The following is a 14,990-nucleotide window of genomic DNA, read 5'->3' as shown; positions in this document are numbered from 1 at the left end:
GCTGTTTTTAAGCTTTAGCCGCCCATAGTTCAATTTCTATTTTTATTTCTGGCAGCCCTAATTCCGAAAGATAACCAATCGTCATAGATGGATAGTGAATGCCAAAAAGTTCCGCCCATTTTTCGTAGAGATGCTCCCAGTCTATTTTTTCAGTGGCCCATATGTTCACCTTAATAATATGATCGGAGGTTAATTGTTCGGAGTTCAGTAAAATGTTGATATTTGCAAACGTATTGTTGATTTGTTCATTCAACGTGTTTGGAATGCTGCCGTTTTGGTCTGTTCCGATTTGGCCAGAAGTAACATACAGCTCAGCGTTTCTCGGAATTTTTGTAAGGTGGCTGTAATTCCCTACTGGACTGGGCATTCCTGCTGGATTTTTTCTAGTGATCCCTAAATTATTCATGTATCTTCGCCTCTCATTTTAAGATTTCTGCCATTTTCAACCAATTCTTTTGGGCACACTTCACCCGTTAAATGGATTTTAGAAAAAAACAGCAGTCGAGTATCCGTAGCCAGAGGATATGAAATGCAAGGATCGTTTCTTCATGAACGGACACTCCTTTCTCTTAAAATTAGGAAGATGTAATCTATGGTAAAGTTTAAGCGAAACAAAATACGAAGTCAAATTCCAGTGATCTCTAAAGCCAAATCAATCTATCTGCTGTTTAATAAATCCGGAATAATAGAGGGCTACAGAGGGGGAGGGTTCCCCTTAGCTCAGAAACGCGAATTGGATAATTGCAAATAGGTTAATGGCCTGCTCGAGAAAGGTTTTTTATCTCCGATGTAAGGAGCGACGCTCGTTCTGAGCTAAGGGGATAACCTGCAAAAGCAAAACGAATAGGTAAGAGAAAGAGAAAGAGAAAGAGAAAGAGAAAGAGAAAGAGAAAGAGAAAGAGAAAGTTCTGGTTATGGGGATAGGTATAGATAGGGGCAGAGGAAATAGGGGAGAGCCGACGCGCGGTCGGACTGAGCTTTCAATTTATAAAAAAAGGCGGGAAGCTGCCCCAAAGCAGCTTCTCGCCTTTTTGCTCCCAAACGCCATTAAACGCCATTAAGCGCCATTAAGTTACACAAACTTGCGGCTCGTTTTTTTGCCGTCGCAGCTGAATACGATCTTTTTGTCCTCGACGACGGTTTCGAGATGGACCGATTTGCCCCAGAGATGGACGACATGCGGCAGCGTGCGCTCAACATATTTCAGATCGAGCTCCATGCCCTCGTACTTGTGAAGCAGGTAGAGCTCGCCTACACGGTTAAAATCGCCATCTGTGACGAAGAGGCTGGGGAAGCCGCCGTTTACTTTAGAGTAAACAAGCTGGTCGCGGATATTTTCCCACGATTTATCGGTTATTTTCCACTCCGGCCCCTTCTTCTCGAAAACATACAGGTCCAAATCCTTGACCAAATCCTTGGTCAAATAGTTGCGGAGAAACGAAATATCCGAATCGAGCTCGCGCACCTCGAACATTTTTTCCCGGCCTTTGCCCGGTACGCGCCCGAAGCGCCGCTGCTCTTCTATCGTTGGCTTATCCCAGCGCTTCTCAATATCCTCGAAAATTTTCAGCCCCAAATAATACGGATTCAGCGTATGCCGGGAAGGCACGACGACGGAGGAGTTCAGCTTGGCAAATTCAATCGTTTCCTCGCTTGTCAGGTCAAGCTCGCGAATAATGCGCTGATGCCAGTACGACGCCCAGCCTTCGTTCATAATTTTCGTTTCCAGCTGCGGCCAAAAATAAAGCATCTCATCGCGCATCATCGACATAATATCGCGCTGCCAGTCCGTAAGCTGAGGCGAGTACTCCTCAATAAACCAGATCAAGTCCTTTTCCGGTGCTGGCGGAAAATGTTTTGGCGGCGGCGTTTGATCCTGACGATTGGCATCATCCGGGTCAAGCCCCCATAGATCCTCGTATTCGGAAGGGATAGCCGTGATGACCGAACGGTTCTGCTCCGTCGTCAGCATTTCAATATAACGGGTTTTATCGAGCTGGTATGGCTTAATAATCGCGGAGTCCACATGCTCCTGAATGGCAAGCACGGCATCGATAAATTTTTCGACGGCTTCCAGGCCATAATCCATTTCATATTGCTGAATGCGTTCAGCTGTAGCGGACATGCTCTCGACCATATTGCGGTTGGAAGTGCTGAAACGAGCGTTATTTTTGAAAAAATCACAATGGGCGAGTACGTGCGCGACGATCAGCTTGTTCTGAATAAGTGAATTGCCCTGCAGCAGGAAGGCGTAGCAGGGGTTGGAGTTAATGACGAGCTCATAAATTTTGCTAAGGCCAAAATCATATTGCATCTTCATTTTGTTGAAGGTTTTCCCAAAGCTCCAGTGGCTGTAGCGCGTCGGCATGCCGTAAGCGCCAAACGTATAAATAATGTCGGCTGGGCAAATCTCATACCTCATCGGGTAGAAATCGAGGCCAAAGCCTTGAGCGATTTCCGTAATTTCATCGATGGACCGCTCCAATGCGCGGATCTCATCCTGGTTCATCAGCCATCCCCCCGTACTTGATAATACCGTTCATACCATAGGTATGTGCAGTGGGCCAAGTTTATGACGGGAAGGGGGAGATGCTTGTAAAGATGGATTTTGGTTAGAGCCGGGAACATGCTACAATACTAATATAGGAAAGATATAATGAACGTTTTAGTTGAGGGGGCGAGTATCTTGTCACATCCGGATGAGAAAAAAACGCATACCTACGAGGATTGGCTAACTTGGGATGGATCATGGGAACTTATTGATGGGAAAGTCTTTAATATGTCTCCGGCTCCGACCTCGCTGCATCAATATATTGTCGGGGAGCTTTATTTTGCCCTTCGTACGTTTTTTCAAAATCGGAACTGCTATGTATTTATGGCACCCTTTGATGTGTTTTTCAGTGAAAGCGGGGATTTTCAATCACCTGATCATATCGTGCAGCCGGACCTTTCAGTCGTTTGTTCCAAGGACCAAATTTCAAAGAGGGGTTGTAATGGTGCTCCCGCATTAATCATTGAGGTGCTGTCACCATCAACCGCATTGAAGGACTTTAATGAAAAGTTCAATCTCTATCAAAAATTTGGGGTGCAGGAATATTGGATTGTCGACCCGGGAAACCGGACGGTTCATGTTTATGCGCTGCAGGACGGCAGCTATCAGGTGCGTCATTTGTTTACGGAGCAGGAAGTGGTTCAGTCCAGTGTCTTTAAAGATTTACAAGTGCCGATGAACAAGCTGTTTCATATGGAGTAATTTATAGTTAAAACCGGTTGGAGCTGCGCTAGCCGGTTTTTTTTTGCCTACAGCGATTTTATTGAAAAACTCATAATTTCAGTCTCCAAGCATATATTGGCAGATAGTGACTGCTGGTGCAGTCTACCTATGTACAGGAGGATGGTCATTAATGAGCGAATCTGAAAATACGAGACCCAAATACCCGCACATCCCTCAGCCGATTCGGAGTGACGGTGCTGGAGGTCCGGATTTAGGGCCGCGCGATGTGATGCGGGATTTGGAAAATCCGGATATGCTAGTTCCGCCTGTAACGGATGCAGGTCTCGTTCCCAATATGAAATTTTCATTTTCGGATGTCCATATGCAGTTGAATCAAGGGGGCTGGTCCCGTGAGGTAACGGCTCGAGAGCTGCCGATTGCGACAACGCTGGCAGGTGTCAATATGTCGCTAATAGCGGGCGGGGTCAGAGAAATGCATTGGCATCAACAGGCAGAATGGTCCTACATGCTGCTTGGAAATGCGAGGATTACAGCGGTGGACCAGAACGGAAAAAATTTCATAGCTGATATCGGGCCGGGCGACTTGTGGTATTTTCCACCGGGCATTCCTCATTCCATTCAAGGACTGGAAGGGGGCTGCGAGTTTCTGCTCGTGTTTGACGATGGGAATTTCTCGGATTTAAACACCTTGTCGATTTCCGATTGGTTTGCCCATACGCCGAAGGAAGTGCTGTCGGCCAATTTTGGCGTACCTGTTAGTGAGTTTGACCATATTCCCGATGATCAGGTTTATATTTATAAAGGCGCGGTTCCCGGTTCCATAGAGAGCCAGAAGGTAGAATCTCCATACGGAACAATCCCGCAGTCCTTTAAGTTTGAGTTGTTGAAGCAGACGCCTATCCTTACGCCAGGAGGCAGTGTAAGAATCGTCGATTCTTCCAACTTTCCAGCATCCAAAGCGATTGCAGCAGCACTTGTAGAAATTAAGCCTGGCGCTATGCGCGAGCTCCATTGGCATCCGAATAACGACGAGTGGCAATATTATTTATCGGGCCAAGGCCGAATGACTGTATTTACCGGCAATGGAAATGCACGAACGTATGATGTGCGGGCTGGCGATGTGGGATATGTGCCGTTTGCCTGCGGTCATTATGTGCAAAATACCGGAAACACAACTTTATGGTTTCTGGAAATGTTCAAAAGCGACCGCTTCGCCGACGTTTCCCTTAATCAATGGATGGCGCTCACTCCAACCGAGCTTGTAAAAAGCAATCTCAACGTAGGGGACGCGTTTGTATCCAAGCTGCGCAAAGAGAAATGGCCGGTGGTCAAATATCCGGGTTTTTAAAGCCGGACTAGGGCTGGACTATGTCCGGCTGAGCTTGGCTTATGGAAGAGGCTGGACAAAAGCAGGCAAACTCGCTATTATGAATAATAATTCAAACAAGTGGATATTTATCCATTTAGGGGGTGTTGTGTTTGCAGCATTTTTTATCTTTTGAGCACATAACGAAGGAGCAGCTTCAGAGTATCATTGAACAGGCGGTTGAAATAAAGCGCAATCCGCAAGTCTACAGCAAGGCGGCCGACAATAAGGGGCTGCTGATGCTTTTTCAAAAAAGCTCGACAAGGACGAATCTTTCGTTTCAATCCGGCATGAACCAGCTTGGCGGCTATGTCGTTCCGATGGACTGGAACAGCAGCAACTTCAGCCTGTCGGCCATTCAGTACGAGTCGCGCTACGTCTCAAGAAACAGCGATATCATTATGGCGCGGCTCAAAAATCATGTCGATTTGCTGGAGCTGGCACGTTATGCAACCGTCCCGGTCATCAATGGCTGCTGTGACAAATATCATCCATGCCAGGCTCTGGCTGATCTGATGACGATCTATGAGGTGGCGGGTACGTTTTCTGGTGTAACGCTCACCTATGTGGGGATTCACAACAATGTGGCCAATTCGCTTGTGGAAGGCTGCATGCTGCTCGGCATTAAGCTGCTGCTTGTTACTCCGATCATTAATGAACCATCGTGGGATCAGTTGCTGATGGATAACGCGCTGCAAAGCGGCTGGGTGGAACAGCTCGACAGCTTGCAGGATGCTGCCGCACAATCTCAATTTGTATACACGGATACATGGATTGATATGGAGTTTTATCAAGAGGAGTTTTATCAGGAGGAGAAGCAGCGCCGCATTAAGGTGATGCTTCCGTATCAATTAAGCAGCAGCACTCTTGCGGGCTGCACGCCTTACATTATGCATGATATGCCGATTCATCCGGGCTTTGAAATATCAGAGGAGCTGGTAGAATCGGAGCATTCGGTCATTTACCAGCAGGCGGAAAATCGGATGCATGCTCAAAAAGCGCTGCTGCTTCATCTCCTTCCATAAGTTTCCGGCTTCGCCAGCGGGACATGCCTTCAAATAAAGTTGAAGGGCATATCCTGCTGGCGAGCCGGATTTTTTTATAATTGAAACAAGCTGCCATTGGCAATGAAAGGTTATGTATAGTAATATAAAATTGTGATCTTATCAAATTTCTTAAATACAATTTTTGTAAGAAATTATTATATGAGAGAGAGTATGAGGATAAAATTGTGCTTCATCTTACGTTAGAATCGATCATTCACGGGCTGTTGTATATTATGGCGGCTGCACTCATGTTTATTGTTTTTACCCCTAGATCGCTGGCCTCTACATTGAAGCGGAGGCTGCTTTTTTTGGGACTGCTCGTCGTATTTACAACGGTATTCCTGAGCTTGGAGGAAATTGACTCCCTTGTCTATGCGCTGCATCTGACCTCCGTCTCTCTGGCGCTCGCTGTGCTTTATGAAGGATTGCTCCCAGGCGTAGTTACGGGAATGGTGTTATTCTTTGGCGGTACTTTGCTCTATGGCAACCACTGGCTGCCAACAGGAATAGCTATCACTGTGCTGCTGCTGACAGGATTGCTGTTCCACTTTAAAATAAAGCCAAATACCCAACAGAAGCTAAGCGTTGTTAATCTATTCCTAGTCTTGTTATACATGCTGGCTTATATTGGCGTTTCTCTGGCGCTTGGACATGCTTTAAATGTGCTGCAGCTCGGTATAATTGCTGTTGGGGCGGCTTTTTCATCTTTGCTGATCAGCTTTATTTATTTTAATGTGAAAAATCGGGAATGGTACGAGCAAATGCTCATCATCTCCGAAAAAAATCAAATCGTTGGCCAGCTCGCTGCCTCTATTTCGCATGAAATCCGCAACCCGCTTACTACGACGCGAGGTTTTCTGCAACTAATGAGCAAGGAGCCGCTCGACCGCGAGACGTTCGAGCGCTACCGCACCTATGCTTTTGAAGGGATCGATCATGCCAATGCCATTATTACCGACTATTTGAATTTTTCGAAGCCTAGTGAAGAAGAGCAGCGGCTGCTGAATGTGAAGGATGAAATCGACGGAGTCATTCCTTGGCTGAAGCCTTATTCGGCGCTGTCGAACATATCCGTTGAGGTGTATCATTTATCGAAGGAGCCGCTCATTATTTGCGGCGAGGTCAAGAAATTTCAGCAGTGTATGCTCAACATCATGAAAAATGGCATTGAGGCTATGCCTGAAGGAGGCAAGCTGACGGTGCAGACCGAGCTGGTGCGCAATAAAATTCAAATTCTCGTCCGCGATACGGGCTGCGGGATGAATCGCTCCCAGGTTAAGCGGTTAGGCTTGCCCTATTATACGACGAAGGAGCGCGGCACCGGGCTCGGGCTAATGGTTGTCATGAATATGGTCAAGGAAATGAACGGCAAAATTTTTTTCCACAGTAAAATGAATCAAGGCACGATATGCGAGCTTCAGCTCGAGCGGGCTGCTGCTCCTGAATGATGAAGCAAGCAAGTTTGGCAGGAAGCGAATAACGGATAAAGACGGTTGAAGGAGGCTGCGAAGGCAGCTCTTTCAACCGTTTTTTCATAGGGACAAAAAGGTTGGAAGCGTTATGAATTCGTGCTTGCGTTCTGCTGCTGCATAGTGTTTAATGAAATTATACATTGTAATTTTATTAGTCGGTTAACAAAAACATTAATCTTATGAGGTGAGCTGAACATGTCCAAACAAGCAAAGCTGATCGTTGATAAGGATTTTGTAGTAGGTGAAGTCGATAAAAGAATTTATGGCTCGTTTATCGAGCATTTGGGCCGGGCAGTATATGGCGGTATTTATGAAAAGGACCATCCGCAGGCGGATGAACAGGGCTTTCGCTCCGATGTGCTGGAGCTTGTAAAAGGGCTGGATGTGCCGATTGTGCGTTATCCCGGCGGCAACTTCGTCTCAGGCTACAACTGGGAGGATGGCGTAGGCCCGCTTGATCAGCGTCCGCGGCGTTTGGAGCTTGCTTGGCGCACCATTGAGCCGAACTGGATCGGCTTTAATGAATTTATGGACTGGTGCCGCAAAGCGAATACGGACGCGATGATGGCGGTCAATTTGGGGACGAGAGGCCCTGATGAGGCGCGCAACCTGCTCGAATATTCCAATCACCCGTCAGGCACGTATTGGAGCGATTTGCGCGTGCAGCACGGCTACAAGGAGCCGCACAACGTCAAAACCTGGTGCCTCGGCAATGAAATGGACGGCCCTTGGCAGATCGGCGCTAAAACCGCCGTCGAGTATGGACGTATCGCCAGCGAGACTGCAAAGGTTATGCGCTGGGTTGATCCAACGATCGAGCTTGTCGCTTGCGGCAGCTCAGCGATCGGCATGCCGACCTTCCCGGATTGGGAAGCGACGGTGCTTGATTTAGCTTATAATGACGTGGATTATATTTCACTGCATCAGTATTACGGCAACCGCGAGAAGGATACGGCGAATTTCCTTGCGCAATCCGTGGGAATGGACTCCTTCATTAATACGGTCATTTCGACAGCTGACTTCGTACAGGCGAAGAAACGCAGCAAGAAAAAGATCAACCTTTCCTTCGATGAGTGGAACGTGTGGTTCCATTCCAATGAATCGGACAAAAAGCTTGATCCTTGGCAAATTGCCCCTCCACAGCTGGAAGATATTTATACGCAGGAGGATGCGCTGGTCGTTGGCTGTATGCTGATCAGCCTGCTCAAGCGTGCCGATCGAGTGAAGATGGCTTGTATCGCGCAGCTCGTCAATGTCATCGCTCCTATTATGACGACGAACGGCGGAGACGCATGGAAGCAGACGATTTATTATCCGTATATGCACGCAAGCCTGTTTGGCAGAGGCGAGGTGCTAGTGCCGCTCATGAGCTCGCCTAAGCATGACACTAAAGATTTTACAGATGTGCCTTATATTGAAGCTGTAGCGGTGCATAATGAAGAGAAGCAAGAGGTTACCGTTTTTGCGGTGAATCGTCATCTGGAAGAAAGCATTTCGTTCGATATCGACCTGCGCAGCTTCGGTCAAGGACGCATTTTGGAGCATATTGTTTTGGAAAATGAGGATTTGTCCGCTTCCAATACAGCAGATGCGCCTAACCGCGTAACGCCGCACACGAATGGCAGCGCGACATTAACGGATAAAGGCCAAATCCAAGCTGTACTGAACAAAGCGTCATGGAATGTCATTCGAATTAAACTGTAAAGGCTAATGGGGAACAATCGCAAGCTTAGCTCGGGTGAGACGGGCTAATCAGGCGGTTGTTCCCTCTCGTTTCATTTTATGCGATGATAAGAGGAAGGAGGGGGAACACAATGATTAAAGCCAATACAGATATAGCTTGGCTGCCGCTCTATGAGGCGCTGTCGAGCCATGTGCGGCTTCATATTATAGATTTGCTGGCAGTAAGCCCGATGAATGTCAAAGAGCTTGCAGAGGCGCTGGGGCTCAGCAGCGCGATTGTAACAATGCATATCCGCAAGCTGGAGAAGGCGCATCTCATTGAGACGAAGATGGTGCGCAAGCAGGGAGGCACACATAAAATATGTACGCTCGCCGAGCAGCATATTGAAATCGAGCTGCCCCATCACACACGCGAAGTGAAAAAAATGCATGAGAGCACGGTGCCGATTGGACATTACACCGAATATGAAGTGCATCCGACCTGCGGCATCGCGACGGTGGAGAAGGCCATTGGCCAATTCGATGACCCGCGCTTTTTTCTAGAGCCGGAGCGGATGAATGCGGGCATTTTATGGTTTGGCCGAGGATACGTCGAATATAAAATCCCTAATTATTTGCTGCCGGGGCAGCGCCCGAGCGCATTCGAGCTTGTGCTGGAGCTGGGCTCCGAGGCTCCAGGCTATAATCCGAACTGGCTGTCTGATATCAGCTTCAGCCTGAATGGAACGACCATTGGCAAGTGGACAAGCCCTGGTGATTACGGGGGTACCCGCGGCAAGTTTTCTCCTTCCTGGTGGCATAGCAACCTGAATCAATATGGCTTGCTCAAAGTCATTCGCGTGCAGGAGGATGGCACCTTTGTAGATGGGCAGCAGGTAAGCGACACTAGCGTGCAGCAGATTACACTGGATCGCAATCACTGGACGCTGCGTATCGCGGTAGATAAGGATGCTGCGCATGTAGGCGGCCTTACCCTGTATGGCAAAGGCTTTGGCAATTACAATCAGGATATGATGTTTCGGGTTTATTACGAGGAATAAGCAAATGAATAAAAGCCGTATCGCAGTCAGGTTGGGGGAAACGCTGACGATTGCGATACGGCTTTTATTATTAGAGGCGTTTGTGTGAGTTAGAACAAACTTGTGCTAAAGCACGCGACGTGCAGTTGCGTAATTTTTGCTCCACCAGCTGGAGCTTAAACTCGTAACGGTCACTCCAGGAGCGCCGTATGTATGAATGATCTGATTATTGCCGATATAAATGCCGACGTGATGAATAGGGGAATAGAAGAAAACGAGATCGCCAACCTTCAAATTGCTTCGAGATACGAACGAACCGACTTTCGATTGATCCTTCGAGCTTCTAGGCAAAGAAACGCCAACCTTAGCAAAAACATATTTGGTGAAGGAAGAGCAGTCAAAAACGCGAGTCGAACTAGTGGGAGCGCTGAATTGATAAGGAGTTCCCATAAAGCCTTTTGCCACTGACACGATTTTGGATTGGGTGGAAGCGGATGCCGCATAAGCTGCCGGTGCTTGTGTAAAAGGAACAGCAGATAAAGTAAGTGATGCGGCAAGTGCAAGGGATGCAGCCATTTTGCCAAAACGAAGTTTTTTCATGATGTGAATGCCTCTCTTCTCTGGGTTGATAGCTTGTCTATTTATATGTTTATAGCTATACAATACCACAATTAAAATTGAGAGTAATTTCCTCTGAGACCTTAAAACTAGATTTAATGGTGTTTTGATACCAATTGTTAAAAATAGATGAGAAACTTCTCATTCAATTCCAGGCTAAAATGAGAAGGGAAATGAATGCGTAATCATTCATTAGTTATTTTTTGTAAGTAAAAAATAACCCCCATGACCTTTAAGGTCATGGGGGTTATGCGTGTTTTCCTTTATTCGTTCACCAGTTCTGCTTATTAACCTTCAAGCAGAAGCGTTTCTGGATCTTCAAGCATGGCTTTCACTTTAACGAGGAAGCGTACCGCTTCAGCGCCGTCTACGATGCGGTGATCGTAGGAAAGGGCGATGTACATCATTGGACGGTTCTCAGAGCGCTCAGCGTCGATCGCAACTGGACGAAGCTGAATTTTGTGCATGCCCAGAATACCAACTTGCGGTGCATTAATGATTGGCGTGGACAGCAGCGAGCCGAACGTGCCACCATTCGTAATTGTGAATGTGCCGCCTTGCAGATCAGACAATCCGAGCGAGTTCGTACGGGCTTTGCCAGCAAGGTCAACGATCGAGCGTTCGATCTCAGCGAAGCTCAGGCGGTCTGCATCACGGACAACCGGAACAACAAGACCTTCCTTAGCTGATACGGCAATACCGATATCGTAGAACTGCTTCACAATAATATCTTCGCCTTCAATTTCAGCGTTTAGCAGCGGGAATTCTTTCAGTGCGCCAACGACAGCTTTCGTGAAGAAGGACATAAAACCAAGACCAACCTCATGCTTGTCCAAGAACGATTGTTTCCGGCGTTTACGGATGTCCATAATTGCGGTCATATCCACTTCATTGAACGTTGTCAGCATAGCTGCTGTTCTTTGAGCTTCAACCAGGCGATTCGCAATCGTTGCCCGGCGACGCGACATTTTTTTGCGCTCGTAAGGCTTAGCCGATTGGAATTTAGGTGCAGCTGGCGCTTTAGCAGCAGGAGCAGCCGGTGCTTGCGGCGCTGCCGGCTGTGTGCCGTGCGAGCGAACATCATCGGAGCTAACGCGGCTAAGCGGATCGCGGGATTGAACCTGCGTCAGGTCGATTCCTTTTTCTCTTGCAAGCTTTCTTGCAGCAGGGGAAGCGGCAACTTGACCGCCTTTGCTGTCTGCTTCTGCTGCAGGAGGCGCAATAGGTGCCGCTTGCGCTGGAGCAGGTGCTTCAACAGCAGGAGCTGCTTTCGCTGGCTCAGCAGCAGGGGCGGACGGAGCCGCTCCGCCTGCTGCAATGGAGCCAATAGCTTCGCCGATTTGAACGGTATCGCCTTCGCTGCGTGTAATCTCTTGAATCGTGCCATCCTGCTCGGCGCTGATCTCGATGTTGACTTTATCTGTCTCAAGCTCCAGCAGCACATCGCCTTGCTTAACCGAATCTCCTACCTTAACAATCCACTTGGAAATCGTGCCTTCCGTAATCGATTCTCCCATTGCGGGTACTATAATTTGTTGCACAGTGGCTACCTCCCTGAGTTGTATGTCAATGACGGACTATGTTTCAATGTTTGCAAAATAATATGCTGCTGCTCAAAAGCGTGTACTTGCTGGAAGCCGCTCGCTGTGCTGGAACGCTCTGGGCGTCCAATGTAGCTTACGCTTGTACCTTCTGGCGCAATCGCACGGATGCGCGGATCGGCATAATGCCACGAGCCCATATTTTTCGGCTCTTCTTGAACCCACACAATTTCCTTCAGTTGAGGGAAGCGGGCGATAATTTCAGCAATTTCCTTCTCAGGGAAAGGATACAGCTGCTCGACACGAATAATGTGCAGCCAATCCAGGTCTTTCCCTTGCTCCTTCTCGATTGCATCTTCCAGATCGATTGCAATCTTGCCTGTGCACAAAATCAGGCGCTCTACGCGCTCCGGCTTGCTGCCTAGGCTCGGCTGCTCAACGACCAGCTTGAACGAGCCATTGCTAAGCTCGGAAGCGCTGGAAGCGACGCGCGGGTTACGAATCAAGCTCTTAGGAGCCATAATAATCAACGGACGTGCAGCTTCGCTTTCCGTAATGGAAGCTTGGCGGCGCAAAATATGATAATACTGCGCAGCGCTCGTCAAGTTGGCAACCGTCCAGTTTTCTTCGCCTGACAGCTGCAGGAAACGCTCCAGACGCGCACTGGAATGCTCAGGTCCTTGACCTTCATAGCCATGCGGCAGCAGCATAACGATGCTGGATTTTTGCGACCATTTCGAACGGCCTGCGGAAATGAACTGGTCAATAAGCACTTGCGCGACGTTGGTGAAATCGCCATATTGCGCTTCCCAAATAACCATCGTTTCCGGCGCGTGTACGTTATAGCCATATTCAAAGCCTAGAACAGCAGCTTCGGAAAGCGGGCTGTTATGGATTGCGAACGATGCTTTCGCCTGCGGCATTTGGTGCAGCGGGCAGAACGTTTCGCCTGTTTCAGCATCATGCAGCACGAGATTGCGATGAGCAAATGTTGCGCGCTCGACATCTTGGCCGCTAAGTCTGATCGGCTTGCCGTCAGCGAGAATCGTAGCAAAGGCAAGCGTCTCCGCATGGCCCCAATCAAGCTTCTCGCCTTCGTTCAATGCATTTGTGCGGCGCTCCAAAATCTTCTGCAGCTTCGGATATACAGTGAAGCTTTCAGGGAAACGAAGCAGCTCGGTATTAATCGATTGCAAGGTTTCAATGGATACAGGGGAAACGGAAGTCGTGTTATCCTTTTCTCCTTGCAGTCCTTGTGTCTGATGAACAGGCTCTTGGCCATCACGTGCCTTCACTTCGTCATAAGCAGATTTCAGGCGGTCTACGACGCCTTGCTTAAGCTCCGCTACTTCAGCTTCTGTAATAGCGCCAGCTGCAATCAGTCTATCAGAGTAGATTTTGCTTACCGTTGCGTGAGCCCGTACTTTCTTATAGATAAGAGGTTGAGTCGTTTCCGGATCATCCGTCTCATTGTGTCCATATTTACGGTAGCCAATCAGGTCAACTAGGAAATCCTTCTTGAAAAGAGTCCGGTATTCGCTGGCCATCCGCGCTGCAAAAATACAAGCTTCAGGATCATCAGCATTAACGTGCACGATTGGAATTTCATAGCCTTTAGCCACATCGCTTGCGTATTGCGTCGAACGGGAATCATGGCTTTCTGTAGTAAATCCAATGCGGTTGTTGACGATCACATGAAGCGTACCGCCGCTGGTATAGCCTCTCAGCTGAGCGATATTCAAGGTTTCCGCTACGATGCCTTCGCCAGGGAATGCTGCATCACCATGCATAACAATAGAAGCAGCTGTGTCCAGGTTTGTTACCGGATAACCAGGCTTGCTGCGATCATCCTGTGCTGCACGAGCAAAGCCGCCGACAACCGGGTTGACGAATTCAAGATGGCTCGGGTTGTTCGCAAGCGTAATGCGAGTTTCAACCGTTTCGCCAGTCTTGAACGAACGATTGGCGCCCAAGTGGTACTTCACATCGCCAGTCCAGCCGTAGTTGATGCCGATCGAGCCTTCGGACGGAATAAGCTTCTTGTTCGGCGAATTGTAGAACTCGGAGAAGATTTTGGTATAAGGCTTGCCCAGTACATGCGCCAAAATATTAAGGCGCCCACGGTGTGCCATGCCCATCGCAATTTGGCTCACACCGTCATTTGACAGCTCGTGAACCAATTCATCGACTATGGCTACAAGCACGTCGTTGCCTTCAACGGAAAACCGTTTTTGACCGACGAAGGTGCGCTGCAGAAAATCTTCAAATTGCTCTGCTTCAAATAGCTTGACGAGCAGCTTCTTGCGTTCTTCCTTGTTGAGTGCAGCAGAAGGCAGCTCGCGCTCAACGCGCTTCTTGAGCCAAGCACGCTCCGCTTCATCATGCACATGGCTGAATTCGAAAGCAAGCGTACCTGTGTAAGCTTTAAGCAGCTTCTGGATGGCTTCCCATGCATTAGCAACATCGGAAGGGGCATTCGTCCATACGAGCTCAGCAGGCAGAGCCAGCAGATCCGTCTGAGTGATGCCATACGTTTCCGGGCTTAGCATCTTCGTATTTGATTTAGGTCCGATATCGAGCGGATCAATATCAGCCGCCAAATGACCGAAAGCGCGGATGTTCCATACAAGCTTGCCGGCAGCGACCAAATTTTGAAGCGTTTTCGCATCGATTGAAGCAGCGCCCACCGTTTGTGGTGCAGCGGCAGTTTGACCTGCTGCATAAGCAGGCGGCTCGCCAAAGCGGGCAAATAAATCGCGGTATTCAGATGTTACGGTTTCAGGGTTTTGTTTAAATAGCTCATATTGTTCTTGGATGTACCCATAGTTGGGGCCATAATAGCCTTCCCACGGGTTTGGGTTAGTTTCATTGCCAATCGACATTTTCGACAGATACCTCCGTCTTTGAATTTTGTAAGTTTATGGACGGAATCAGAACTAGCATATGACTTCATTATAGTACAGAACGACATGGAAACTTAAATAACGATTATGTATCATAACTATCTTGA

11 protein-coding genes are annotated in these 14,990 nt (G+C 48.2%); 6 read left to right on the top strand and 5 right to left on the bottom strand.

The window, feature by feature from the left end; all coding sequences use genetic code 11:
- Positions 1–7: 7 nt before the first annotated feature.
- A complete protein-coding gene (locus AC6B99_RS10725; protein ID WP_056039632.1) occupies positions 8–406 on the bottom strand; it encodes a RidA family protein in 399 nt (132 codons plus the stop codon).
- A gap of 666 nt (positions 407–1,072) precedes the next feature.
- Complete coding sequence (locus AC6B99_RS10720; RefSeq protein ID WP_056039635.1) at positions 1,073–2,509, bottom strand: SpoVR family protein; 1,437 nt, start codon at positions 2,507–2,509, stop codon at positions 1,073–1,075.
- Between the two features lie 147 nt (positions 2,510–2,656).
- Between AC6B99_RS10720 and AC6B99_RS10715 the strand changes: the two genes are divergently transcribed.
- The 6 genes from AC6B99_RS10715 to AC6B99_RS10690 all read left to right on the top strand — a co-directional run bounded on the left by AC6B99_RS10715 (position 2,657) and on the right by AC6B99_RS10690 (position 9,842).
- Positions 2,657–3,253: a Uma2 family endonuclease gene (locus tag AC6B99_RS10715; RefSeq protein WP_056039637.1), complete on the top strand. Its 597-nt coding sequence runs from the start codon at positions 2,657–2,659 to the stop codon at positions 3,251–3,253.
- Between the two features lie 151 nt (positions 3,254–3,404).
- Positions 3,405–4,583 (top strand): oxalate decarboxylase family bicupin, encoded by a 1,179-nt coding sequence (locus tag AC6B99_RS10710; RefSeq protein ID WP_496663327.1) that lies wholly within the window; start codon positions 3,405–3,407, stop codon positions 4,581–4,583.
- 131 nt (positions 4,584–4,714) lie between these two features.
- Positions 4,715–5,626, top strand: a complete 912-nt coding sequence (locus AC6B99_RS10705; RefSeq protein ID WP_496663326.1) for an ornithine carbamoyltransferase — start codon at positions 4,715–4,717, stop codon at positions 5,624–5,626.
- Positions 5,627–5,832: 206 nt separating this feature from the next.
- Entirely contained in the window at positions 5,833–7,095 is a 1,263-nt protein-coding gene (locus tag AC6B99_RS10700; protein WP_496663325.1) for an ATP-binding protein, read from the top strand.
- Between the two features lie 219 nt (positions 7,096–7,314).
- Positions 7,315–8,823 (top strand): arabinosylfuranosidase ArfA, encoded by a 1,509-nt coding sequence (gene arfA / locus AC6B99_RS10695; protein ID WP_494864089.1) that lies wholly within the window; start codon positions 7,315–7,317, stop codon positions 8,821–8,823.
- 110 nt (positions 8,824–8,933) lie between these two features.
- Positions 8,934–9,842, top strand: a complete 909-nt coding sequence (locus AC6B99_RS10690) for an ArsR family transcriptional regulator (protein ID WP_494864088.1) — start codon at positions 8,934–8,936, stop codon at positions 9,840–9,842.
- Between the two features lie 105 nt (positions 9,843–9,947).
- Here the strand turns inward: AC6B99_RS10690 and AC6B99_RS10685 are convergent, their stop codons facing one another.
- The 3 genes from AC6B99_RS10685 to AC6B99_RS10675 form a co-directional block, all read right to left on the bottom strand.
- The gene (locus AC6B99_RS10685; RefSeq protein WP_056039652.1) at positions 9,948–10,421 is read right to left on the bottom strand and encodes a C40 family peptidase; all 474 of its coding nucleotides are present in this window, start codon (positions 10,419–10,421) and stop codon (positions 9,948–9,950) included.
- 305 nt (positions 10,422–10,726) lie between these two features.
- Entirely contained in the window at positions 10,727–11,980 is a 1,254-nt protein-coding gene (gene odhB / locus AC6B99_RS10680) for a 2-oxoglutarate dehydrogenase complex dihydrolipoyllysine-residue succinyltransferase (protein WP_496663324.1), read from the bottom strand.
- Positions 11,981–11,985: 5 nt separating this feature from the next.
- Positions 11,986–14,862, bottom strand: coding sequence for a 2-oxoglutarate dehydrogenase E1 component (locus AC6B99_RS10675; protein ID WP_496663323.1), 2,877 nt, complete (start codon positions 14,860–14,862; stop codon positions 11,986–11,988).
- Positions 14,863–14,990 lie beyond the last annotated feature (128 nt).

It is taken from the genome of Paenibacillus liaoningensis (assembly GCF_059609455.1).
Note: the sequence above shows the minus strand (reverse complement) of the source record. Positions and strands in the feature narration are given on the sequence as shown.